This window comes from Bacillus sp. NP247 (assembly GCF_018966865.1).
GTDB lineage: Bacteria > Bacillota > Bacilli > Bacillales > Bacillaceae_G > Bacillus_A.
Genome location: NZ_CP076653.1, coordinates 3085639 through 3110941 on the forward strand (window position 1 = coordinate 3085639; position 25303 = coordinate 3110941).

General features: G+C 35.1%; 21 protein-coding genes, 1 pseudogene and 3 riboswitches. Of the genes and pseudogenes, 18 read left to right on the plus strand and 4 right to left on the minus strand.

Annotated features, from left to right (window positions below):
• Positions 1 to 3 precede the first annotated feature (3 nt).
• Together KPL75_RS16225 and KPL75_RS16230 are read left to right on the plus strand one after the other, a co-directional pair.
• Entirely contained in the window at positions 4 to 795 is a 792-nt protein-coding gene (locus tag KPL75_RS16225) for an endonuclease/exonuclease/phosphatase family protein (protein WP_002113634.1), read from the plus strand.
• Between the two features lie 305 nt (positions 796 to 1100).
• The gene (locus KPL75_RS16230) at positions 1101 to 3962 is read left to right on the plus strand and encodes a YhgE/Pip domain-containing protein (protein WP_219916984.1); all 2862 of its coding nucleotides are present in this window, start codon (positions 1101 to 1103) and stop codon (positions 3960 to 3962) included.
• Between the two features lie 41 nt (positions 3963 to 4003).
• Here the strand turns inward: KPL75_RS16230 and topB are convergent, their stop codons facing one another.
• A complete protein-coding gene (topB, locus tag KPL75_RS16235; RefSeq protein ID WP_219916985.1) occupies positions 4004 to 6193 on the minus strand; it encodes a DNA topoisomerase III in 2190 nt (729 codons plus the stop codon).
• A 229-nt stretch (positions 6194 to 6422) separates the two neighbouring features.
• Positions 6423 to 6535, plus strand: a riboswitch (TPP riboswitch).
• Between the two features lie 72 nt (positions 6536 to 6607).
• On the opposite strand from topB, the gene thiM reads away from it, so the two are divergent.
• Both thiM and thiE read left to right on the plus strand, forming a co-directional pair.
• Positions 6608 to 7414: a hydroxyethylthiazole kinase gene (gene thiM, locus KPL75_RS16240; protein ID WP_219916986.1), complete on the plus strand. Its 807-nt coding sequence runs from the start codon at positions 6608 to 6610 to the stop codon at positions 7412 to 7414.
• Between the two features lie 16 nt (positions 7415 to 7430).
• Positions 7431 to 8090 carry a thiamine phosphate synthase gene (thiE, locus tag KPL75_RS16245; RefSeq protein WP_219916987.1) on the plus strand — a complete coding sequence of 220 codons (660 nt, stop codon included), beginning with the start codon at positions 7431 to 7433 and terminating at the stop codon, positions 8088 to 8090.
• 117 nt (positions 8091 to 8207) lie between these two features.
• Here thiE and KPL75_RS16250 read toward each other — a convergent pair whose 3' ends face one another.
• On the minus strand, positions 8208 to 9521 hold the full coding sequence (locus KPL75_RS16250; RefSeq protein WP_219916988.1) for an anaerobic C4-dicarboxylate transporter family protein: 1314 nt from the start codon (positions 9519 to 9521) through the stop codon (positions 8208 to 8210).
• A gap of 282 nt (positions 9522 to 9803) precedes the next feature.
• A riboswitch (cyclic di-GMP riboswitch) is annotated at positions 9804 to 9888 on the plus strand.
• A 135-nt stretch (positions 9889 to 10023) separates the two neighbouring features.
• On the opposite strand from KPL75_RS16250, the gene KPL75_RS16255 reads away from it, so the two are divergent.
• The 7 genes from KPL75_RS16255 (at position 10024) to KPL75_RS16285 (ending at position 17524) form a co-directional block, all read left to right on the plus strand.
• A complete protein-coding gene (locus tag KPL75_RS16255) occupies positions 10024 to 11763 on the plus strand; it encodes a methyl-accepting chemotaxis protein (RefSeq protein WP_219916989.1) in 1740 nt (579 codons plus the stop codon).
• 61 nt (positions 11764 to 11824) lie between these two features.
• A riboswitch (TPP riboswitch) is annotated at positions 11825 to 11926 on the plus strand.
• 101 nt (positions 11927 to 12027) lie between these two features.
• Positions 12028 to 12348 carry an MTH1187 family thiamine-binding protein gene (locus tag KPL75_RS16260; RefSeq protein ID WP_000082898.1) on the plus strand — a complete coding sequence of 107 codons (321 nt, stop codon included), beginning with the start codon at positions 12028 to 12030 and terminating at the stop codon, positions 12346 to 12348.
• Positions 12320 to 13093 carry an ABC transporter permease gene (locus tag KPL75_RS16265; protein WP_002139486.1) on the plus strand — a complete coding sequence of 258 codons (774 nt, stop codon included), beginning with the start codon at positions 12320 to 12322 and terminating at the stop codon, positions 13091 to 13093. The genes KPL75_RS16260 and KPL75_RS16265 overlap by 29 nt, the downstream gene beginning before the upstream one ends.
• The gene (locus KPL75_RS16270) at positions 13090 to 14088 is read left to right on the plus strand and encodes an ABC transporter substrate-binding protein (RefSeq protein WP_219916990.1); all 999 of its coding nucleotides are present in this window, start codon (positions 13090 to 13092) and stop codon (positions 14086 to 14088) included. The genes KPL75_RS16265 and KPL75_RS16270 overlap by 4 nt, the downstream gene beginning before the upstream one ends.
• Positions 14085 to 14834 (plus strand): ABC transporter ATP-binding protein, encoded by a 750-nt coding sequence (locus KPL75_RS16275; protein WP_219916991.1) that lies wholly within the window; start codon positions 14085 to 14087, stop codon positions 14832 to 14834. The genes KPL75_RS16270 and KPL75_RS16275 overlap by 4 nt, the downstream gene beginning before the upstream one ends.
• A gap of 66 nt (positions 14835 to 14900) precedes the next feature.
• Positions 14901 to 15674 carry a hypothetical protein gene (locus KPL75_RS16280; protein WP_219916992.1) on the plus strand — a complete coding sequence of 258 codons (774 nt, stop codon included), beginning with the start codon at positions 14901 to 14903 and terminating at the stop codon, positions 15672 to 15674.
• Positions 15675 to 15979: 305 nt separating this feature from the next.
• Complete coding sequence (locus KPL75_RS16285) at positions 15980 to 17524, plus strand: ABC-F family ATP-binding cassette domain-containing protein (protein ID WP_219916993.1); 1545 nt, start codon at positions 15980 to 15982, stop codon at positions 17522 to 17524.
• A 457-nt stretch (positions 17525 to 17981) separates the two neighbouring features.
• Here KPL75_RS16285 and KPL75_RS16290 read toward each other — a convergent pair whose 3' ends face one another.
• On the minus strand, positions 17982 to 20006 hold the full coding sequence (locus KPL75_RS16290; RefSeq protein ID WP_219916994.1) for a glycosyl hydrolase family 18 protein: 2025 nt from the start codon (positions 20004 to 20006) through the stop codon (positions 17982 to 17984).
• A gap of 371 nt (positions 20007 to 20377) precedes the next feature.
• Here KPL75_RS16290 and KPL75_RS16295 point away from each other — a divergent pair, with 371 nt between their 5' ends.
• From KPL75_RS16295 to KPL75_RS16320, 7 genes and pseudogenes are all read left to right on the plus strand, one after another.
• A complete protein-coding gene (locus KPL75_RS16295) occupies positions 20378 to 20749 on the plus strand; it encodes a DnaJ family domain-containing protein (protein WP_219916995.1) in 372 nt (123 codons plus the stop codon).
• 11 nt (positions 20750 to 20760) lie between these two features.
• Entirely contained in the window at positions 20761 to 21075 is a 315-nt protein-coding gene (locus KPL75_RS16300) for a thioredoxin family protein (protein WP_219916996.1), read from the plus strand.
• 13 nt (positions 21076 to 21088) lie between these two features.
• On the plus strand, positions 21089 to 21340 hold the full coding sequence (locus tag KPL75_RS16305) for a hypothetical protein (RefSeq protein WP_219916997.1): 252 nt from the start codon (positions 21089 to 21091) through the stop codon (positions 21338 to 21340).
• Between the two features lie 126 nt (positions 21341 to 21466).
• A pseudogene (locus KPL75_RS27430) lies at positions 21467 to 21556 on the plus strand (histidine kinase); the annotation flags it as partial.
• 134 nt (positions 21557 to 21690) lie between these two features.
• Entirely contained in the window at positions 21691 to 22272 is a 582-nt protein-coding gene (locus tag KPL75_RS16310) for a TetR/AcrR family transcriptional regulator (protein ID WP_078204726.1), read from the plus strand.
• A 66-nt stretch (positions 22273 to 22338) separates the two neighbouring features.
• The gene (locus KPL75_RS16315) at positions 22339 to 23571 is read left to right on the plus strand and encodes an MFS transporter (RefSeq protein ID WP_000992559.1); all 1233 of its coding nucleotides are present in this window, start codon (positions 22339 to 22341) and stop codon (positions 23569 to 23571) included.
• Positions 23572 to 23627: 56 nt separating this feature from the next.
• The gene (locus KPL75_RS16320) at positions 23628 to 23879 is read left to right on the plus strand and encodes a helix-turn-helix transcriptional regulator (protein WP_201065777.1); all 252 of its coding nucleotides are present in this window, start codon (positions 23628 to 23630) and stop codon (positions 23877 to 23879) included.
• 73 nt (positions 23880 to 23952) lie between these two features.
• Here the strand turns inward: KPL75_RS16320 and KPL75_RS16325 are convergent, their stop codons facing one another.
• Positions 23953 to 25236, minus strand: a complete 1284-nt coding sequence (locus KPL75_RS16325; protein WP_219916998.1) for an MFS transporter — start codon at positions 25234 to 25236, stop codon at positions 23953 to 23955.
• Between the last annotated feature and the right edge of the window lie 67 nt (positions 25237 to 25303).

The window sequence follows — 25303 nt, forward strand, 5'->3', positions numbered from 1 at the left end:
AATATGAAATTGCTAACTTTAAATTGTCACTCTTGGCAAGAAGAGAATCAAATTGAAAAAATAAAGTATCTTGCTAAAGCAATTCAAGAAGAAGATTATGATGTGATCGCATTGCAAGAAGTAAGTCAGTCTATACAAGCTGAAAATGTATGCGGTAACAAGAAAAAAGATAATTTTGGACTTTTACTGCTAGAAGAGTTAAGAGCATTAAATGTAAAAGAATACAATATTATTTGGGATTTCTCTCATATTGGATATGATGTGTACGAAGAAGGATTAGCAATTATAACAAAGCACAACATTGTAAAGGAAGATACGTTCTTTGTCTCAGAAAATAAGGATACAACGTATTGGAAAACACGCAAAATTGTAAGTGCAACAATTGCTTATAATGATAAGAATATAACGTTTTATTCTTGCCATCTAGGTTGGTGGAATGATGAAGAAGAATCATTCAAAGACCAAGTTGATCGTTTAATGGAGCGTGTAAATAGCAATGAACTTTCCTTCTTAATGGGTGATTTTAATAACAATGCTCGTTTGGAAGGAGAGGGTTATGAGTATACGATGCAAAAAGGTTTATATGACACATATGAACTAGCGATAGAGAAGGATGAAGGAACAACTGTCCAAGGAGAGATTGCTGGTTGGGATGAAAATAAACAAAACTTACGAATTGACCTAATATTAAGCAATCAAAGTAAAACAGTTAATTCTTCAAAAGTCATTTTTAATGGAACAAATCGAAATGTAATTTCTGATCATTTCGGTGTAGAAGTACAATTAGATATATAATAGAAGAAACCCTCACAGATAATGAAAAGCTGGGAGGGTTTTTTGATAAATACAAGTATTCCCAAGAGAAAATACTTGTATTTTTTATGACATTTCCTATATATTTGTTATTATTGAATGTAAAACTAATTTGGTCATTTTGTATGCATACTTTTTTTACTTCGTTATATAATGAAGTAAGTGAAATATTTAATGGGAAAAATAGTATGTTTTCGTTTAATCCACGATGTAGAAAGTGATATAATTGCAAAATGCATGTATCATTTTCTAAAGAAAGAAAAATATATAATTAGGTGATTGCTTATATGAAACAGATTTGGCGTATTTATAAGACAGATTTACGGAATGTAGCCAAACATTGGGCTGCAATTGTTATTGTTTTAGGGTTAATGATTTTACCATCGTTATATGCATGGTTTAACATCAAAGCTTCTTGGGATCCTTACGGAAATACGAAAGGAATCCAGATTGCAGTTTCTAACCAAGATGTTGGATCAAATTTAAGAGGGAAAGATATTAACATCGGGAAAGAAATTGTAGATTCACTTAAGAAGGACAAAAATTTCGGGTGGAAGTTTGTTGATGAAAAGCAAGCAATTTATGGAGTAGAGCGTGGAGATTATTCCGCAAGTATTACTATTCCAAAAGATTTTTCTGAAAAGATTGCAACAGTCTTGAATGAAAATCCACAGAAACCAGAACTTGATTACTATGTAAATGAAAAGGTGAATGCCATTGCACCGAAGATTACAGCTAAAGGTGCATCGGGTCTTACAGAAGAGGTTAGTAAAAACTTTGTTAAAACAGCAAACGGTGAGATTTTTAAAATCTTCAATGACCTTGGAATCGATTTAGAAACTAACTTACCAAGTATTGAGAAGGTCAAGGATCTTGTATTTAAGTTAGAAGCACAGTTCCCAGAAATGAATACACTTGTGGATAAGGCATTAGATGATGCGACTCGGGCAGAAGATGTTGTGAAAGTAGCGCAGAAAGAGTTGCCAGTTGTAGAGAGTGTTATTAATGATGGGCAGGAAGCGTTAGGGAATTTAGATAAGTTCTTTGCGAATCAAGATCAAACGTTGAAAAATGCTCCAGGAACGATAAGAAATGATTTAGTAGCAGCAAAAGGTGTTATGGATAGTGCAGCTGCATTTACTGACTTTTTAATGAATCCGGGTGTGGATTTAGCTATTCCTGATTTGTCTGGAATGAATGGATTGCCTGAATTCCCAGCGAGACCGGACCTTTCTAAGTTGAATAGTGATGGTTATAAAAATATAGCTCAAAATATTAATCAAACAGTCAATAATGTTTTAAGTTCATCCCGTGCAGGAACAGCTTATGGGAAAAGTGTTTTAAATGGATTGCAAAATGGTCAGTTTGATCCAGAACAAGCAAAGAAAGATTTAAATGCGGTATCAGATCGATTGCAAACTGGTACAGATGGTATTTCATATCTTATTAATTTCTTTACTGAACTTCAAAAGTCAGCGACGACTGATTTTGGAAATAGCTTTTTCAAAGGGCGAGTGGATCACTTAACTAATGTTAAAAAAGGTATGGAAAATTCAAACAATGGTATTAAAGATATTGTAAATGTTATCGGTACAGGACAAGAAGTAAAGAAAGATGTAACAGATGTAGCGAATCAAAAATTAGATGCAGCAAATGCATTGATTGATCAAGCGGAAAAAGATTACAATGAAACATTTGTAGCAGATTATCAAAAAGCAGTTAGCACAGTAGATCAAGCGAAAGTTGATGCAAATGCAGCATATGATAATGCAAAAGCAGATTACGATAAAGCGAAAAATGGCCTTGAAGGTGCTAAAGCAGATTTACAAAAAGCAAAAGAAGATATACAAAATAAAGGTGTTAACGGTTTAGATTCAACAAAAGTAGCTTTAAATAGCTTAAATGGTCAATTCCAATCTGGCATTGGTTTAATTGACGATATGATTCCGGTTCTAGAAAGTACAAATAAGGTTTTAGCAGATGTGAATAGTGATAAAAACCTTAATAATGGAATTACAAAGTTAAATAAAGCGAAAAGTAGTTTACAAAAAGGTGTAGAGGCAACGAATAAGGGGATTACACTTCTTAACAATGGACAGAAACCTACAAAAGATGTAATTGAAAGTATTAACAACGCTGCGAAAGGTGGGTCAGCTCAATTAACAGATGTATTATCGACGTATGATGCAGAAATTGTACCTGGCTTCAATACAGCAATCGCTCGTACAAAAGAGATGTCTAAAAATACATCTCAAATTTTAGGTGAGGCAGATAAGAAGCTTCCAGATGTGAAAAAATTACTTGAAGACTCATCAAAAGGCTTAGTAGATGGTCAAAAGAAAATTGCAGATATTAAAGCTGAAATGCCAGCTACTGAGAAAAAGATTAAAGAATTAGCAGATAAAATTCGTGATTTTGAATCTGAAGAGGATATAAAAGACATCATACGCTTATTAAAGAATGATGTTGAAAAGCAAAGTGATTACTTCGCGAATCCAGTAAATTTAAAAGAGAATAAATTATTTGCAATGCCGAACTATGGTTCAGCAATGTCACCATTCTATACAGTGCTTGCATTGTGGGTAGGCGCATTATTAATGGTTTCATTATTAACGGTAGAAGTACACGAAGAGGGCGCGAATTATAAGAGCCATGAAGTTTACTTCGGACGTTTATTAACATTCTTAACGATAGGTCTTTCACAGGCGTTTATCGTATCGATGGGTGATATATTCTTACTCGGTACGTACGTAGTCGATAAATTCTGGTTTGTGTTATTTAGTTTATTTATTGGGGGAGTATTTGTTTGTATCGTGTACTCACTCGTTTCTATTTTCGGAAACGTTGGGAAATCGATGGCGATCATTTTACTTGTACTACAAGTAGCAGGATCGGGCGGTACGTTCCCAATTCAAATGACACCACCATTCTTCCAAGCGATTTATCCGTTCTTGCCATTCACATATGCTATTAGTGCAATTCGTGAAACAGTAGGTGGAATGCTTTGGGATATAGTAACTAGAGATTTACTTGTGTTAAGTGCTTTCGTAGTAATCATGGTTGTGGCTGCATTATTACTGAAAACACCAATTAACAAATCAAGTGAAAAGTTTGTTGAGAACGCAAAAGGAAGTAAAATTATTCATTAAAAATAAAAGGTTCCTACCGATAGTGGTAGGAACCTTTTTGTTTAATCAAATTTTAATTTCTTTAATGCTTCTGCGAATGGATTGTTTAATGGTTCTTCTTCTTTGTTCTGTTGTTTCATATATTTTTGGACGTCACGTTTATCAGCTTTGCTGCCGGATTCTTTTTTACGTCTCTCTTGGAATGTAGAAAGTTTCTCACGATAGCCACATTTACATGCGAAAATTTGGCCTGCTCCTTCACCACGTAGTTCTAGTTTCTTCTTACATTGCGGACAACGAGCGTTTGTTGTACGAGATACATTTTTACGATGACCACACTCACGGTCTTGGCAAACGAGCATTTTACCTTTTTTGCCGTTTACTTCTAACATCGGTTTACCGCAGTCTGGACAAGACTTCGTTGAAATGTTGTCATGTTTATATTTTTTATCACTCGATTTAATTTCAGCAACAATTTCTTTCGTATAGTTCTTCATTTCTGAAATGAATACTTCTTTCTTTAATTTTCCTTTAGCGATAGCTTCTAACTTTTGCTCCCATTCACCAGTTAGTGTAGGAGATTTCAGTTCTTCTGGCACTAAATCAAGTAACTGACGGCCTTTTGAAGTAATATGAATATCTTTACCACGTTTTTCAAGTAAGAACGAATTGAATAACTTGTCGATAATATCAGCACGCGTTGCTACAGTACCTAATCCACCAGTTGACTTTAACGTGTCAGCAAGTTGTTTGTTTTGCGTATCCATGTATTTTGTTGGGTTTTCCATCGCTGAAAGTAATGTTGCTTCATTAAAGCGTGCAGGTGCTTTCGTTTGACCTGATGTTTGGACAATTAGTTTTATGTTTAATGTATCGCCTTTTTCGATGCGAGGTAAGATTTGTTCTTTTACATCATCGATTGCATCATCATCTTCAAATCGATTTTCATAAACCTCTTTCCAACCAGCATGTAAAATCGTTTTTCCTCGTGCGATGAACGTTTCGTCACCAATTTTCGTGCGCAATGTTAGTTGTTCATATTCAAAGACCGGGAATAAAACAGCTAAGAAACGTTTTACAACTAAGTCATAAATTTTACGCTCTTTATCTGTGAAAGCTGAGAAGTTTACATAGCTCTCTGTTGGAATAATTGCGTGATGATCACTTACTTTACTATCATCAACAAATGATTTATTAGATTTTACAGGTTTCTGCAATACTTTATGTGCTAAAGGACGGTATTCTCCAACTCCGCAAGCCTTCAGACGCTCTGGAAGTGTTCCGACAATATCAGATGAAATATAGCGTGAATCTGTACGAGGGTACGTTAAAACTTTATGCTGTTCATATAATTTTTGCATAATGTTTAATGTTTCTTTCGCAGAGTAACCAAATATTTTATTCGCATCACGTTGTAGCTCAGTTAAATCGTAAAGACCAGGAGCGAACGATTTCTTTTGTTTTTTATCAATGTCTACAACAGTAGCATTTTGCTTACTAATTTTGTTCACGATTGCATCAGTTTTTTCTTTATTAAAGCTACGGCTATTTCCTTTTGTATCTTGCCAAGTTAGCTTTAATCTCTCAGCTGTTTGAGCTTCGATACCATAGAAAGTTTGAGCTTTGAAATGTTTGATTTCATCTTCACGGCTTGCAATCATGGCTACAGTAGGTGTTTGAACACGACCACAATTTAGTTGGGCATTAAAGCGAGTAGTTAATGCTCGAGTCGCATTAAGCCCGATATACCAGTCAGCCTCTGAACGTGCGACAGCCGAAGCATATAGATTTTCATATGCTTTTCCTGGTTTTAAATTTGCGAAGCCATCTTTAATTGCTTTATCGGTAACAGATGAAATCCATAGACGTTTAATCGGTTTCTGCATTTTAACTTTATCGATAATCCAGCGTGCGACCAACTCTCCCTCACGACCGGCGTCAGTAGCTATAATGATTTCATTTACATCTTTTCTAATAAGCTGACTTTTCACAGCGTTAAACTGTTTCCCTGTTTGTTTAATAACTGTTAGTTTTAAACGCTCAGGTAGCATTGGTAAATCTTCTAAATCCCACTTTTTATATTTCACATCATAGCTTTCTGGATCAGCTAATGTAACGAGATGGCCTAAAGCCCAAGTAACAATATATTTACTACCTTCAAGATAGCCGTTTCCTTTTTTATCACATTTCAGTACACGTGCGATATCACGTGCAACAGAAGGTTTTTCAGCAATTACAATACTTTTTGCCATATTTAAAAACATCCTTTCAAATTTCCATACGTTAAATATAGCATACATCTTTGTTCTATTCAGTTTTGCTGACGGTTTGAGTTATTTGTGATGAAATATACGTGTGAGAGTTTTACTTATATAAAGGCAAAGAATGGTTGAACCAGGAGAGTTATGATCTCTATTATTCTATAATGAGGAAAGAACTTGTTATTTTACTAGAATAAGAGTAGACTTTGAAGTAGATGAATAATAAACACATGGGAGTTTGTGGATGCAAACTGAGAGTATGACTACTAGTCCGTCATTGACCATTTGAACCTGTTGGATAATGCCAGCGTAGGGAGAGTGTAAAAGCACATGTTCAGGCACTTTGCGTACGCGCAAAGTGCCTTTTTGTGTATCTCCCATCACTATAGTTAGGAGATGAAAAGAATGAATATGAAAGAAATTAGTAAAGTAGCGGATTTGGTAAGAGAGTCTAATCCGCTCGTTCATAATATTACAAATGTTGTTGTAACAAATTTTACAGCAAACGGTTTATTAGCATTAGGGGCATCGCCTGTAATGGCGTATGCAAAAGAAGAAGTAGCAGAAATGGCTAGCATTGCTGGAGCTCTTGTATTAAATATGGGTACACTTCGTTCTGAAGAGGTAGAAGCGATGTTACTTGCTGGAAAATCGGCAAATACAAATGGTGTACCAGTATTATTTGATCCGGTTGGGGCAGGGGCAACTTCTTATCGAACAGAAGTTGCGAGACATATTCCAGCTGAAATCGATTTAGCAGTTATCCGCGGAAATGCAGCTGAAATTGCTAATGTTATTAATGAAAAATGGGAAATTAAAGGTGTAGACGCTGGTACTGGAAATGGTAATGTTGTAAATATTGCAAAACAGGCAGCGGATGAATTAAATACAGTTGCGGTAATTACTGGAGAAGAAGACGTTGTTACAGACGGAGAGCGAACTATTCTTATTCGAAATGGCCATCCTATTTTAACGAAAGTTACTGGAACAGGTTGTTTACTAACTTCTGTAATAGGAGCATTTGTAGCAGTAGAAAAGGATTATGTAAAGGCAACAGTGGCTGCATTAATATTCTATGGAGTAGCAGCAGAAATAGCGGCTTCGAAAACAGTAAAGAATGGACCAGGAAGTTTCCAAATTGAATTTTTAAATCAGTTAGCGAATACAACTTCAGATGATATTAAGAAGTATGGAAAGATTGAGGTTATATAGTAAGGAGGGGAACTAGATGTCGCGTATTACAAAGGCTGAAATGTCTAGATTATTATCGGTATATTTTATTATGGGAAGTAACAATTGTACGAAGGAGCCACTACAAGTATTGAGAGATGCACTTGAAGGCGGTATAACAATTTTTCAATTTCGTGAAAAGGGAGAAGGGGCTTTAACGGGAGAGAAACGTATTGATTTTGCGAAAGAACTACAAGCGCTTTGCAAGGAGTACGGTGTACCATTCATCGTAAATGATGATGTGGAACTAGCCCTCGAGTTAGATGCAGATGGTGTTCATGTTGGACAAGATGATGAAGGAATTATATCTGTTCGTGAAAAGATGGGAGATAAAATTATTGGTGTATCTGCCCATACAATTGAAGAAGCACGCTGGGCAATTGAAAACGGAGCTGATTATTTAGGTGTTGGCCCTATTTTCCCAACGAGTACGAAAAAAGATACGAAAGCAGTTCAAGGAACGAAAGGTTTAACCCACTTTAGAGAACAAGGAATTATGATGCCGATTGTTGGTATCGGTGGGATTACGATTGAAAATACCGCTTCGGTTATAGAAGCCGGTGCGGATGGTGTCTCTGTTATTTCTGCGATTAGTTTAGCGGAATCTGCTTATGAAAGTACGAGGGAATTATCTGAAGAAGTAAATAAAAGTTTGTAGAAAAAGGCCATGTAATATTTTAAATGCTACATGGAGGAATAGACTGCCAAAAAAGTTTAAACAAACGTTTGATTAAAAAAGCACAAACCTTTTTAAATAAAGGTTTGTGCTTTTTCTTTAAAACATAATGGAAATTAAGAGCATTCCAATTCCAATAGAAGTGAATGTTGCAATTAGGCCCGGAATCATAAAGCTATGATTTAATACATATTTACCGATGCCTGTTGTACCAGTACGATCAAAGTTAATTGCAGCAACGATTGTCCCGTAGTTTGGAATGAAGAAGTATCCATTTACTGCAGGGAACATTGCAATTAGTAAAGCTGGTGGAATACCAAGTGATAGTCCAAGTGGCATTAAAGCACGAACTGTCGCTGCTTGACTATACAGTAAAATAGATAGAATGAATAATGCGATAGCAAATAGCCATGGTGCACTAGTCACTAAGTGCTGAATTGATCCTTGAATCATATTTAAGTTTCCGTTAAAGAAAGTATCTCCCATCCAAGCGATACCGAAAATAGCAACAACTGCTGTTGCCCCCGCTTTAAAGACGTTACCAGACACAATGCTTTCTACATTTGGTTTACAGAAAATAATAATAAGAGCTGCAATAGTTAACATAACCATTTCAATTGTGTTTGGCATGGAAAGACGAGCTAACTTCCCGTCAACCATCCATCCCGGACGAAGTGCTTCAAATGAACCAAGAAGTACGACAAGGAAAGTTCCTAATAGGAAAAGGATAACTGATAATTTAGCGCCTTTTGCACCCACAAATTCTTTTTTCTCTTCAAGTTTAGGGATCATTCCCTCTTTTAATCGCTTCAAGTATTCAGGATCTTCATTTAATTCTTTTCCCATTTTACTAGCAACGAATGCAGCTACCATACAAGCGATGAAAGTAGAAGGAATACTGACTTTTAAAATATCTAACAAGGTGATTTTATAGTCGGCTAACATTGCTAAAAGTGCAACTGTTGCAGCCGATATTGGACTAGCTGTAATTGCCTGCTGTGAAGCGATAACGGCAATTGACATAGGTCGTTCAGGTCTAATTCCTGATTCGCGAGATACTTCGGCGATAACGGGAAGTACAGAATAAGCGACATGACCAGTTCCCGCGCATAGCGTGAATAAATAAGTAACGATAGGAGCAAAGAATGTAATGCGCTTTGGATTTTTTCGTAATGCTTTCTCAGCAAGGTGGACAAGATAATCCATTCCTCCAGCAGCTTGCAAAGCACCGGCAGCTGTAATTACTGCTAAAATCATAAGCATTACATCAATAGGAGGAGCTGTAGGTTGTAAGTGGAAGACGAAAACAAGTATTGCCATACCAACGCCACCCATTACTCCTAGACCAACGCCGCCTAAGCGTGCACCAATAAAAATGCAGAGTAGTAACGTAAGAAATTGTAGCCAAAACATGATAAACTACCTCCGAAATTCGTAAGTTAAGATATATTCGAATAGTTTAATTTGAAAGAAAATTAAATGAATATCCGGAATAATCCTTGTGTTGTATACGTTTTTTATTATATAACACAAGAAATGTAACATTCACGAACTTTGTTAAATTATTTCGAAAAAATAATACATTAAAACTTTATATTTACATCTTTAAATGGGTGGACATTTTAATTTTTATGTTGTAATATTTGGAAGAGAATATTTTAATTCTCATAGAACTCCCATATCGTTCAACTCGTTCAGCGAGAAAGGCAAACTTATGGAAACATGAGGACGCAAAACTACAGGGGCTAAGGTCGAAGGGCTAAGCTAGCCAGTTACCGGACGGATAGGGTTGGTCTTGGCCAATGCTTATTACATTGGTCTTTTTTTATCTTTATTCATATTGAGAACCATTTTCAAACAAAATATTCTTATATTTTGTTTTTTTTTGCTGGAGATATTAGGGAAGGTGAAGTTAATGAAAAAATATTGGCATAAGTTATCGTTTCTTCAAAAGAATGTATTGTTAACTGTATTAGTTATTTTGACGCTTGTTGGTAGTATGGGGGCGTTAAGTTTTAACATGTTTCAAAATAGTATGATGTCTATATTCGAAAGGCATTCTTTTGAAACAGGAGATACGGTATTACATAAATTAGACGCAGAAATAGTGAGAGATGTTGCAAAAGATCCAACGGCAGAAAGAGAAAAGAGAGAGAAGTTAACAGAGAAATTAGATGAATCAACGGAAGAATTGAGCAGTGTTGGACAAACGTATATTGTTGGAGCAAAAGAAAATGAAAAAGGTGAGTTACAAATCGTCGACTTGTCTACAGACTTAGCAAATGTTGTTGAAGTAAAGCCGGGGGACTATTATAAACAACCAGATCTTTGGATGAAAGCATATGATAAGGTAATGAGCACGAAAAAAGCAAACATGACAGTAGTATATGAAGACGCATTAGGATCATGGGTAACGATATTAGAGCCAATTAAAGATGGAGAAGATAATATTGTGGCAATTGTTGCAGCCGATGTAGATGCCTCTATTGTTCCTATTACAAAGGAAAAATTCATTATACAAGGTTTAATGTTTATTTGTATTTCAGTTTTAATTGCAACTTTTATTCAATTCTTGATTGTACGTAATTCACTTGCTCCATTACAAGATTTACGTGAAGGATTACGTAAAGTGGGTGAAGGAGATTTAAGTATTGAATTAGTGGAAAGGCAAGATGATATCGGTATTATTAATTCGTATTTTAATAACACAATTGAGAAGTTTAAAGGAATTATAGATAAAGTGAAGCAGACAGCAGAACAGGTTTCCTCATCTTCAAAAGAATTGTCAGTGAGTACGAAAGAGAATAGCATGGCAGTTCAAGAAATCGTAAGTTCTATGGTTGAGTTAAGAGCTGGCGCCCAGTCACAAGAAACTTCAGTACCACAGTATTTAGGTATTGTATATGAAATGGAAGATAAGATGGAAGAGATAACGAATGCTGCAAAACAAATGGCGAAAGAGTCTGAAGGTATAGAGCATCATTCAGGAAAAGGAAATGGTGTTATTAAACAGGCGATTAATCAAATGAACATAATACAAAATGCAGTACAAGATTTATCTTCTATTATTTATTCTTTGGAAGCAAGATCAAAAGAAATTAGTGATATTGTAACTGAAATTACAGGTATTTCAAATCAAACTAATTCGCTAGCTTTACATGCTACTATTGAAGCTTCACGTGCTGAGGAAACTGGAGAGGGATTTGCCGTTGTTGCTGATGAAGTGCGTAAATTAGCAGAGCAGACGGAAGCATCAGCAAAAGATATAGCAAAATTAATTGGGGAAACACAAGCTGGAACGGAAGAAGCTGTTGTTTCAATGCAAAAAGCTTCAAAAGAAGTAGAATCAGGAACTAAACTTGTTGAAAGTAGTGGTGCTTTCTTTGAAAAAATTTCGAAATCAGCACAAACTGTTACAAATCAAGTTAGAGCTGTTTCTAGCAATTCAAATGATATATTGCAAAATAGCCAAAATATTGTTCGTGTTGTAAATGAACTATCACTTATCGCAAATAAGTATGCGAATAGTAGTAGTAATGTTCAAGAAAGTATGAAAGAACAGGAAATGTCTGTACAAGATATTGCTGAATTAGCTAGTTCTTTAAGTTGGCTTTCACAGGAGTTACAAGAGTTAATTGGGGAATTCAAAAGTTAAATGAAGTGATTATGCATGCTTTTGTTTGTTCAATAAAATAAATCATGCTACAATGAAAACGAATTAAGAACCGGGGAGCCAATTGGCTGAGAGGATGTAAGTGTACATCGACCCTCAACCTGATCTGGATAATGCCAGCGTAGGGAGTTACTTTAAAGTGATGTAGCATAAGTTATTATAGAATAACTTGTATACAAGGCTTTCCTACATGGTAGGAAAGCCTTTTCTTTTTTTGAAAACATATTTTGTAAGGGGGATTTTATTATGTCACAACAAGTTACAATTTCATTTTCAGTAGTACCACAAGCGAAGAATAAAGATGTGTATTCCGTTGTTGATAAAGCAATTGAAGTTGTACAACAATCGGGGGTTCGTTATGAAGTAGGGGCAATGGAAACAACGTTGGAAGGAGAATTAGATGTACTTCTTGACGTCATTAAACGCGCGCAACAAGCTTGCGTCGATGCTGGAGCAGAAGAAGTAATCACTTCTATTAAAATTCACTATCGTCCAAGTACGGGCGTAACGATTGACGAAAAAGTTTGGAAGTACCGTGATGAATATGCAAAACCAGAAGCGATCTAAAATAATTACAACAATTTGGCTTATCCTTCTCATTGCTATATGGGAAGGATCTGTTTCATTATTTAAAATTGAGCCGTGGATTTTACCGAAGCCGTCTGCAATTGTGCAAGAGCTAATTGGAATGAAAGATTTACTATTACCGAATACAGTGCAAACGTTACAGGAAGTAATAATTGGGTTGTTTTTTGCAATTATACTTGGGACGAGTATTGCTATCATTATGGATGTTATCCCTTTATTTCGGATTTTAATGAATCCGTTGCTCGTTATTTCGCAAACAATTCCCATCGTTGTGCTCGCTCCATTATTTATTATTTGGTTTGGGTACGGGATGTTGCCAAAAGTAATGGTTGTTATTCTTGTTTGTTTCTTCCCAATTGCGCTTAGCATTTTAGAAGGTTTCCAAACGGTAGATAAAAATATGCTGAAACTGTTACAAACAATGAAGGCAACGAAATGGCAAGTTTACCAGAAAGTAAAGTTTCCAGCAGTACTCCCATACTTTTTCTCAGGTTTAAAAATTGCAGTTACATATAGCGTAATGGGGGCAATTATCGGAGAATGGCTCGGTGCAAGTGAAGGGTTAGGGGTTATGCTTACGAGAGCTACAAAATCCTTTTTAACTGCTCGAGTATTTGGTGTTGCAGCGATTATCGTCATGGTGACATTATGTCTGTACTTTATTGTTGAATTTATGGCAAGAATAACAGCACCATGGATATACAGAAAGGGCGGCAGAAAATGAAAAAAGGTTTAAAAATTATGTTAGCTACATTATTAGCAGTAACTGTTGCCGGATGTAATCCGGCGAAGAAAGAAGAAAGTTCAAGTAAAGATAAAAAAGTAAAAGTCGTTTTAGATTGGTTTCCAAATACGAATCATACTGGCTTATATGTAGCGCAAACGAAAGATTATTACAAAAAGCAAGGGCTTGATGTAGAGATTATCCAGCCTGGTGATAATGTAACGGCAGAGCAGATGATTGCTTCTGGGAAAGCAGATTTTGCGATAAGCGCACAAGAAAATGTAACATTAGCTCGTGTTGAAGGAATCCCAGTTGTTTCTGTTGGTGCAATTATTCAGCATAATACCTCTGCTTTTGCCTCGCTAAAAAAAGATAATATGACGTCACCGAAAGATTTTGAAGGTAAACGTTATGGCGGCTGGGGAGGACCAGCAGAAGAAGCAACGTTAAAAACGATTATGGAGAAACATCAAGCTGATTTTAATAAAGTTGAAAAAATTATTCTTGGACAAACGGATTTCTTTAAATCAATCGGTCGTGATGCAGACTTTGAATGGATTTATTATGGATGGGATGGAATTGAAGCGAAGCGTCAAGGAAAAGAATTAAATACAATTATGGTGAAAGACTTAGATCCAGCGCTCGATTTCTATAGTCCTGTTATTATTACAAGTGAAAAACACACGAAGCAAGATAAAGACTTTGTGAAAAAGTTCATGACTGCAACGACAGAAGGTTATGATTTTGCAATTAAAGAACCGAAAGAAGCTGCAGATATTTTAATTAAAGCTGTTCCAGATTTGAATAAAGAATTAGTACAAGAAAGTCAAAAGTGGTTAAGTACAAAGTATCAAGATGATGCAAAAGCGTGGGGAGTACAGAAGGAAGAAGTTTGGACGAATTACATGAATTTCTTATATGACAACAAAGTTATTAAGAAGAAAATTGATGTGAAAGATGCCTTTACAAATGAATTCCTTCCAAGTGAAAAATGAGTGGATTAAAAATAAAAGATATTGTAAAAGCTTTCGATGGAAAGAATGTATTAGCAAATATTAGTGCTTCTATACAGGAGGGGGAATTCGTCTCTTTTGTAGGTCCAAGTGGCTGTGGAAAAAGCACTTTGTTAAATATGATCGCGAGTGTTGAAGAGCCAACGAGTGGAGAGGTATTTTATAACGAGGAACTTGTGAAAAAACAAGATGTTGTAAGTTATATGCCGCAACAAGATTTATTACTACCGTGGCGATCGGCCTTGCAAAATATAGTACTTCCATTGGAAATCGAAGGGAAGCCTAAAAAGCAAAGGCTAGCAGAAGGAATGGAAGCATTAAAGCAGTTCGAGCTAGATGAATATGCGGATCATTATCCAGATGAGTTATCAGGAGGCATGCGTCAAAGAATTAGTTTCCTTCGCACATATTTATGTGAAAAGCCAATTATGCTGCTGGATGAGCCTTTTGGAAAATTAGATGCATTTACAAAAATGGAAGTACACAGTTGGCTTTTAAATTCTTGGCATCAAGAAAAGCAGACAATTGTTATGGTTACACATGACTTAGATGAGGCAATTTTACTTTCTGATCGCATATTTATTTTATCTCAAAGACCAGCAACAATAGTTGGAGAGGTACAAGTGAAATTACCTAGACCACGAATGATGGATATGTTAACATCACTTGAGTTAAAGAAGGATAAGGAAGAAATTTTGAGAGTATTAGCTCCTTATATGAAAAAATAGAAAAAGTCTTTTAACAGTTTTTGGTATAATTACTGTTAAGAGGCTTTTTTATATAGGGGGAGAAAGATGCAATCTATCGAGAAAATAGTGGATTCATTAACTGCAGATAATCTTGAAGAAGGAAAAGCTTTATTAAAAAATCATATATTATTAATGAAATATGGTATGGAACACCATGAATTAAAAGAAGAAGAAATGACAAAAATTTTAAAGTGGGTTCAAGGTCGAGATCAATTGAGAGAAGATGTTCCAGAATTACGTGATTTACATTTAGTTAAAAAGTTTCAAGCGGTATTAGATGAATTTATTCATTCTATAATTTCAAATGGTTATGTAGAAGACGCAGTAGAAATTTTAGAGAGTGTATTAAAAAGTATGGGGGCAGTCGCTCATATTGTAAAAATTATGTTTGTCGGCAAAATGACAGTTAATAGAAATTCTTTAGAAATGGTAGAAGTATTAAAGCGAGAGTGCTACAACTTAATGGAACAGCGTGCTGCTGTCGGATTACATGCTCAAATCTTTCACGTTTTAGGTTTTGTGCATTCAATTCAGTTTGATTTAGAAGAAAGATCACAGGAACATGGACGAACTGTAATAGGCTTTTTAACGGATTTTAAGACGAAGGAATTGAAATCTGTACAACAATTTCAAAACGAAGAGCATATTTCAGAAGTGAAAAATATGGTTAGTAAAGAGTATGGGATAGAATTACAAAGAAGAATTTATATGTGGAAATCGTTAACGCTCATCTTTACAAATCCATATGCATTAGAAAAGATGTATAAAGAAATTTACGCAGAAAATGAAAAAACGGAGAAGGAACAAAAGAAAAAATAGAGAATAGAATATAACAGAGTAGTTTATACTCTTAATATAACAAATGTTAAAGGAGTGAAAGGATAAAATGACTTTATCAACTGTTCTTCAAATGGTTTTAGCTTGATGCGGGAGAAGTCTGCCCATTTTTAACGATTAAGCTAAATTGAAGACAGCAGGTAAAGAACCTTAATCCTTTTTTACGATAATATGTAATGGGTAAGGTGTATTCACCTTACCCATTTTTTATATACACAATTAAATAAGGCTTTATACTGTTGCTCTCTCTATTTAGCTTATGAACCATAAGTAAAGGAGAGAAAAAAATGAGTATATTAACAGTAGAAAATTTAAGTCATTCGTATGGTGAGAAAACCATTTTATATAATGCGTGTTTTCGACTATTAAAGGGCGAGCATGTTGGGTTAGTTGGGGAAAATGGAATTGGAAAATCAACATTATTACGCTTGTTAACAGGAGAACTTATACATGATGATGGGAAAATTGAATGGTTTCCACATATGAAGATTGGCTTTTTACAACAACATATAGATTTGCAAGAAGGTATAACAATTGAAGAATACTTGCAAAGTGCGTTTTCTAATCTGTATGAGTTTGAACGTGAAATGTTAAAACTTACAGAAGAGATGGCTGGAGCAGGAGAAGTAGCGAAATTGTTAGTAAGGTATGGAGAGTTACAAACTATATTGGAGAATTCTAATTTTTATCAAATTCATACAGAAATTGAAGAAGTAGCGACTGGCTTAGGGTTGTTTGAAGTAGGAATGGAAAAGGATGTTTCAAAGCTAAGCGGTGGTCAACGGACAAAGTTATTACTTGGTAAACTCCTTTTAGAAAAAGCAGATGTTTTATTATTAGATGAGCCAACTAACTATTTAGATACAGCTCATATAGAATGGTTGCAATCGTATTTGAGACTGTATGAAAAAGCTTATGTGATCATTTCACATGACGAAGTATTTTTGAACAGTATTACGAATGTTATTTATCATCTAGAAGGAGGGAAAGTGAAGCGATACGTAGGAAATTATGAAAAGTTTGTGCAAAGTTATCAAGTGCAAAAGAAACAAGTACAATCGGCGTATGCGAAACAGCAAAAAGAAATCTCTCAGTTAGAAACATTTATTCAAAAAAATAAAATTCGAAAAGCGAAACAGGCAAAAAGTCGAGAAAAAGTATTAGAGAAAATGCAAAGGGTTGAAAAGGTTAATCATGTAACTCGATCCCGTTTTGATTTCAATGTTTATGAGGAGCCAGTGAGTCGTATATTGCAAGCTGAGAAACTAAGGATAGGTTATAGTGATCCGTTATGTCCAGAGTTGAATTTACAAGTGAAAAAAGGAGAAAAAATAGCGATTGTTGGTCATAATGGAATTGGAAAAACGACAATGTTAAAAACGTTATTAGGTCAAATACAGCCGTTAAGCGGTTCAATTTCTGTTGGAGAACGAGTAAATCCTGCTTATTTTGCACAGGAGGAGTTTGCTTCAGAAACAACACCATTAGAGAAAGTTTGGGCAGAAAGACCAGATATGACAAAGAAAGAAGTACGCCAAGCATTAGCAAAGTGTGGATTGAAAGAAGAACACGTATTAAAACCTATTAGTTTATTAAGCGGAGGGGAACAAACGAAAGTACGTTTATGTGAACTTATCGTAACGAAAAGTAACGTTTTAATTTTAGATGAACCAACTAATCATTTGGATATAGAAACAAAGAAGTCTTTGCAGGAAGCGTTACAACAATATAAAGGAACAGTTTTACTTGTCTCACATGAGCCTTCTTTCTATGAAGCATGGATAACAAAAGTATGGAATATAGAAGACTGGAATGCTGACCAATATGAATAAAGAAAAGGCATTAGCTTGTATAAGCTAATGCCTTTTCTTTGTGATTAACATGATTTTCGAGAACTCTTACATGAGAATTGTATGAAGAAGCACTCTTATGGTGCGCTTATAAGCGTGCTTTTTCTTTTGTTATGTTTATATTTATAATAATACTAGATGCCTTTCCCTAATAGGCGACTATCTTTCTTTATATATATAGATAGTTTGAAATGGAATGAAAATAATTCCTATATGTAAAGGATAATGTGATTAGTATAGGAAGACAATAGAACTTAAAGGAAATTCATGTAAAATTCAGATGAACTTCACGCAAACTTCATATTAGAAACTAAATATAATTATAATAGGTTATTGTAATATAAAATTGTGATTTTTCATAAAATTAAAAGTTTGAATTTAGGATAGAGCACTCAAACCTAAATTCAAACTTTAGTGAAATAATTAATGGAGGTTACGTTTAGTTTTCGCTAATGGATGCATTTACAAGTTCGGCGGGATTGCCTGTTCCTGCTCCTCCGATTGTAACTGATCCACCAGGAGGAATTTCACCATTCCATCCTGCATTCGTAATTACGTAATGATTATTTATTTTACTACTAATTTTAGAATCCCAAACTTGTGTTAAATTGCCGTTATAATCAAATTCTAATTTCCAGTTTTTAATAGGGGTCGTTCCGCTATTTTTAATTATAATTGAGAAGTTGTAACCACTTCCCCAATTTGAAGTGACTGAAAAGGTAGCATTGCCATTTCCACCAGGAGGTGTTGTGTTAGCATCATCTGTTTTTATAAGAATAGAAGTAGGTTGTGATTTGTTACCAGCAGCATCCTTTGCTAATACTGAAAATGTGTATTCTGTATTAGGTTTCAAGTTTTTAATTGTAATGCTATTTGTTGTTGTACTCCATTTCTCTTCGCCGGCAGTAATTTCATATTCCGTAACTCCTACGTTATCAGTAGATGCAGTCCAGTTTAATTGAACTGAGTTTGAATTTTTATTTGTAACAGAAATATTTTTTACGTTTGTTGGTGATTCAGTATCTTTTTGAGTAATAGGTCCACCAAGCAATTCTTTTACTAACGTATCAAGTAATTTTGGTCCACTACAACTATATTTTGGACTTGTACGGCAATCCCCGCTTAGTTCCCAAAACATTGCGCCACTTAAACCTTTTGTCTTTATATAGTCTGTTTTATATTTCATAGATTCGTTGTCATCATAGCTAATAAGCGTGCCTGTAGTCGCATTATATAAATAAGGTACTTTCGCTACATCGTTCCAGTAGCGAACAAAACCATTTTTATTAACATAATTAGCTGCTAAATCACCATAATCGTACACACCTGTGTCACCGGTAGAATAATCATCCCAAGTACCTTTAGAAGCGAGCTTTCCATCACTACCTGGTTTACAAGGTTGGTATTGCCCATTATTTTCTTTTCCGCAACTTTTCCATCCGCGTCCGTAAAAAGGTACACCTAATACGAGTTTATCCGCTGGAACCCCTTCATTTGTATAAATGTCTATCGCACCATCTACGTAAAATTTCGTATCCGCTGCTGGGTCATTTGGATCCTTGTATAGAGCTGCATTATGGTTAGAAGTAGCTTCCCATCCACCGTGGAAATCATATGTCATAATATTAATCCAATCCAGTATTTGAGAGATTTTCTTTAGCTCTGTATGATCAGCATAACGTTGGCTTGCACCTGACGCGATTGTTAGTAAATATTGTTTACCATCTTCTGCGCCAGCTTTAGTTAATGCATTTCGAACATCTTGAAGGAGTAGGGTGAAGTTTTGCTTATCTTCAGGACGATAACTACCACCAGGAATCGTTTCAACGCCCGGATATTCCCAGTCTAAATCAACGCCGTCAAATCCATATTCGCGAAGAAAAGCTACCGTAGATTCAGAGAATACTTTTCTTGTTTTTTCATCAGCGGCCATATCAGAAAAGCGGTTAGACCAAGTCCAGCCACCAACGGAAATAATTGTTTTTAAGTGAGGATACTTAGCTTTTAATCGTTTCAGTTCTCCGAAATTTCCGCAGCGGGCGTATTTATCACAATCTTCCCAAGTTGTACCCGATCCCGGATAAGATTTTGTGACATCAGCCCATGGTTCACCGAGTACGAGAGTACCATTAGGGACCTCTTTATTTTGCAGTGGTACACCAGATTCTTTACAGTTCCACGTTTGTTTATTTGGATTATCGGGGTGAGTAGAAGGATTTCCATGTTTTCCATTCCAGCAAATATCAGCGAAAGCATAGTTTAAATGAGTTAGCTTTGATGCATCAATGTCTGAAACCTGATAATTACGTCCGTAAATGCCCCATGAAGGAAAATACCCAACAATTTTTTGACCTTGCTTTGGTGAATTTGCTAATGCGAGATTTGGAGTAATAAAGTTTGTGAGAAAAAGAGGTAAGAAGAGCAGTAGGGATAGTAATAGCAGTGTGAATTTTTTTGATTTCATAGTCATTTCTCCTTTCAAAATAAAAGATATATTTAAAGGCATACGCCAATAAATCAAAATGGATCTAGAGGTATGAAACGTCTAGATAAAAATGATCAGACATCACGAAGTCTATACAAGGGAGCTGGGGTGATTAAATCGTAGCAAATGTAAGATTTAGTGTAAACGCTTTATTTGATTCAAAAAGATTTTCTCAATATTAAATGGCTCTAATACAGACTACACATGAAAATAAAATATTGATTAGGGAGGAAAAGGCTCCTTGTAATTAAATTTGAGAAAAAATTGTATGAAGTCAATTTGTAATAGCGTAGCAAGATGAGAAAATATCATGTAAAATAATAGTAAAAATATGTAAAGGAGGGGATGGTGTGGATGTGTTTTTGAACATTGCTGAGGAAAAAATTCGTCAAGCGATACGGAATGGTGATCTTGATAATATTCCGGGACAAGGAAAACCACTACAATTAGAAGATCTTTCAATGGTACCTCCAGAATTAAGAATGAGTTATAAAATCTTGAAAAATGCAGGCATGATTCCACCAGAAATGGAATTGCAAAAAGATATATTGAAAATAGAGGATTTAATCGCTTGTTGTTATGATGAAGCAGAGAGAAAAAAATTACAAGAAGAGTTAACAGCAAAAACGCTGCGTTTTCAGCAAGTAATGGAAAAGAGGAAAATTAAAGATAGTTCAGCTTTTCGTATGTATCAGGAGAAAGTATTTCGTAAATTACGCTAAGAGGGAATAAGATGAATAAATTTGAAACGATAGAAGAATTAGCGACACATATTGAAGAACAACAATTAGTACTTCTGTTTATTAAAACGGAGAATTGTGGTGTTTGTGATGTTATGCTAAGAAAAGTAAATTGCGTATTAGAGAATTATGATTACGTAGAGAAAGTAGAAATATTACTACAAGACATGCAAGGGATTGCGGGGCGTTATGCAGTATTTACAGGGCCAACAGTTTTATTATTTTATAATGGAAAAGAGATCCTACGTGAATCGCGCTTCATTTCATTTGAAAATCTAGAGAGAACCATTCAATTATTCGAGAATTAAGGGAGGCTTTTATATGGAATTTATTATTGTCATACTATTATTTGTTGTAGTTGGAACAATCGTAACAGCAGTTCGATTAAACAAAAAGAAGGTAAACCTGACGAAACAAAATAACATTCATAATTCATCTAACAGTTCATCACCATTATTTTTCTTTGCTGGATCTGATAATGATAGCTCGCACGATGGAGGTTCACATGATTGCGGAGGTTCTTTTGGTGGAGATAGTGGAGGTAGCTGCGGTGGTGGAGGTGGCGGTGATTGATGAGAATGCGCCCTATAGGGGCGTATTTCTTTTTAAACAAACGTTTGATTAGTTGGCTTACATATGCATAAAAACAGTTAAACAAACGTTTGATTAAATGTTTTTAACATGCTAAGGGGAATGGAAATGAAAAGGGAACCGAAAGTGAAAAATAAGGGGAAAGTAGTGTTGTTTTTATTAGCTGCGGGAGGCGTATTTCTTGTTAAATTAGGATTTTAAATTGGAATAATACATACGATTCGAACGTGGTTTGAAAGTACGTTTTCTTAAATAAGGAGTATAGCCTCTTGCGATAGAGGTTTTTTATTTGTTATTATTAGACTGAACGGTCGGTTTAAAGAGGTGTGAATATGAGAAGAAGCGCAGAAGAGATAAAGAAAGAAATTGCATATAAAGCAGAAAGTCTGTTTTCACAGAAGGGCTATGCAGCCACATCTATGGAAGAGATTTGTGAAATTACAGAGCGAAGTAAAGGAAGCATTTATTATCACTTTAAAAGTAAAGAAGAATTATTTTTATTTGTAGTAAAACAGCATACGTATGATTGGCTTGAAAAATGGAATGAAAAAGAGAAGTTGTATAGTACGAGTACTGAAAAACTATATGGTCTCGCGGAATATTATGTAGAGGACATACAGCAACCAATTTCAAATGCAATAGAGGAATTCTCTATGAGCCAAGTTGTAAGTAAAGAGATTCTGGATGAACTGTTAGCTTTAACTAGAGAATCATATGTTATGTTTGAGAACTTAATTGAAGCAGGCATACAGTCTGGAGAGTTTCGTGAAGATAATACGCGCGATCTTATGTATATTGTGAATGGATTATTATCGGGGCTTGGAGTACTTTACTACGAGTTAGATCATAAAGAGCTGAAACGTATTTATAAAAAGGCAATAGATGTATTGTTAAAAGGAATGGCAGCTGAATAATAAGTCAGCAGCTTTTCTTACAAAATAAATTAGACCGAACGGTCGGTTTATAAAGGAGGAATGAAAATGAACGCTTTATTTAAAAACCGAGCATTTATGCTCGTTATGGCATCTGATATTTTACAACAATTTGCAATTTGGATCAGAAATATGGCTCTTTTATATTTCATAATGGAGCGAACGAATAATGATCCGGTTTCTGTTTCTTTATTATCAGTTATGGAATATGCACCTATCTTTATTTTCTCGTTTATTGGTGGTGCGCTAGCTGATCGCTGGAATCCGAAAAGAACAATGGTTGCTGGGGATGTGTTAAGTGTACTGTCTATTATAGGAATTGTCTTGTTGTTAAAGCTGGATTATTGGCAGGCTATATTTTTTGCAACACTCATTTCCGCGATTGTAGGTCAGTTTTCTCAGCCATCATCTTCGCGTATATTTAAGCGCTATGTAAAGGAAGAACAGGTGGCAAATGCGATTGCATTTAACCAAACATTACAGTCATTATTTATGATTTTTGGACCAGTGGTAGGATCGCTTGTGTATACACAACTTGGTTTATTTACGTCACTATATAGCTTAATCATTTTATTTTTGTTATCTGCTATCGCTCTTTCATTTTTACCAAAATGGGTTGAACAAGAGCAAGTAGCGAGAGATTCATTAAAAAATGATATAAAAGAGGGTTGGAAGTACGTTCTTCATACGAAAAATTTACGCATGATTACGATCACTTTCACCATTATGGGATTAGCAGTTGGACTAACAAATCCGTTAGAGGTGTTTCTTGTAATAGAACGGCTTGGAATGGAAAAAGAAGCAGTTCAATATTTAGCCGCAGCTGATGGAATAGGTATGTTAATCGGTGGTATTGTTGCTGCAGTTTTCGCTTCAAAAGTGAATCCGAAAAAGATGTTTGTATTCGGTATGAGCATATTAGCGATGTCATTTTTAGTAGAAGGGCTATCTACATCATTTTGGATTACTAGTTTCATGAGGTTTGGAACAGGTATTTGTTTAGCTTGTGTTAATATCGTTGTCGGTACGCTTATGATTCAGCTTGTACCAGAAAACATGATTGGAAGAGTAAATGGAACAATTTTACCATTATTTATGGGTGCTATGTTAATCGGAACATCGCTAGCTGGAGGATTGAAGGAAATGACTTCACTAGTTATTGTATTTTGTATAGCGACGTCACTTATTTTATTGGCAATAGGGCCAGTTCTACGTATGCAAATAAAAAAAGAAGAGCTTGCTAATAAAGAGGAACTGACGAATTCGTTAGCTTCAAAATAAACATTGTAAGGAAGCGGAATTGCTCCCTATTTTTGTGGCGATCTTTTGACAATGAAATGTACCGACTATATACTAATATTGTAAAAACGATTTTACATGTTAGGAGAAAAGATGTGAAAAATCAAATTTATGAATTACGCACTGAAAATAATATTTCACAAGGTGCATTAGCTGATAAGTGTAAAGTTTCAAGACAGACGATAAATGCAATTGAGAATAATAAATATGATCCAAGCTTAGCATTAGCCTTTCGTTTAGCGGAAGTATTAGGAACAACTGTGGATAAACTATTTTTGTATAAGATGTAGCGTCTTTAATTGTGGGACGCTATCGATAAAAGTAAAGAAAAGATCCTCTTCTTATGTGAAGAGGATCTTTTTCTTATATTGTTTTAGTTTTCGGATTAGGTGGTGTAACGGACGTATTATTTTCGGGTACTCTAGTTAATAAGAATCCACCGATAATAAATAAGACAATAATACTAAGGACACCAGCGTTTGTTTTTCCTGTTAATTGTGTTGTGACACCAACTAATACTGGACCCATAATTGCTGCGAATTTACCAAAGATATTATAAAATCCGAAGAATTCATTTGCAGATTCTTTCGGTACTAGTTTTGCGAAATATGAACGGCTAAGTGCTTGAATACCACCTTGAGAAGTGGCAACTAGCATTGCTAAAATCCAGAAATCAAGTGTCGTTTTTAAGAAATAAGCATATGTGCAGATAATGATATAAATAATAATACCGACATATAGCATTTTTTTACCGGTAAATGTTTCCGATAGTTTTCCATATAATAAAGCGAATGGACAAGCGACAATTTGTGTTACAAATAAGATGACTAATAGATTAGTTGCACTAATACCGAGATCTGTTCCGTAAGCAGTAGACATAGTGATAATTGTATCTACCCCGTCAATGTAGAAAAAGTAAGCTATTAGGAACATAAATACAGTTTTATATTCTTTAATATTTTTAAAAGTATTAGCAAGGCGCTTGAAGCTCATTGCAATTGGTCTTGGATGGCGTTCAATATAGTGTGTTTGCTCTACATTTTTTAGCATTGGAATTGTAAATAATCCCCACCAAAGAGCTGTGATTGCAAAGGAAATTTGACTAGCAATGCCGACTGATAAGGGGATAGTTCCTTTTTGAGCAAGAATAATAAGAGCAATACAACCGATAAAAGGAATTGTGCTCCCAATATAACCTAATGCAAAGCCTCTTGTAGAAATTCGGTCCATTCTATCTCCAGATGTAACATCTATTAAAAATGCATCATAAAAAATATTTGCTCCAGCAAAGCCAACTAATGCGAGCATATAGCATCCTAGTAATAAGTACCACTGAGATGTTGGAACAACTGCTAGCATACTTGTAAATACGATACCAAGCCCAAAGAAGAATGTGAAAAATCGTTTTTTAAATCCTTTATAATCAGCAACTGTACCGAGAATAGGAGCGAGTATAGAAATTAAAAGTGTAGCGAACGAGTTTGCATATCCCCAATAGGCTGTTGAAGTTGCACCAGATAATCCAGCTTCTTTTGCAGCTGCTTTAAAGTAAATTGGAAATAATGCAGTTGTAATGACGAGCGAATATACCGAGTTTGCCCAATCATATAATATCCAGCTTTTTTCTTGTCTGGACATTTTTTTCATATAATGTTCCCCCTTAAATTTGTTCTACTATCAGTGTACAAAAATAAAAATTGTAAAAAGAGAAACA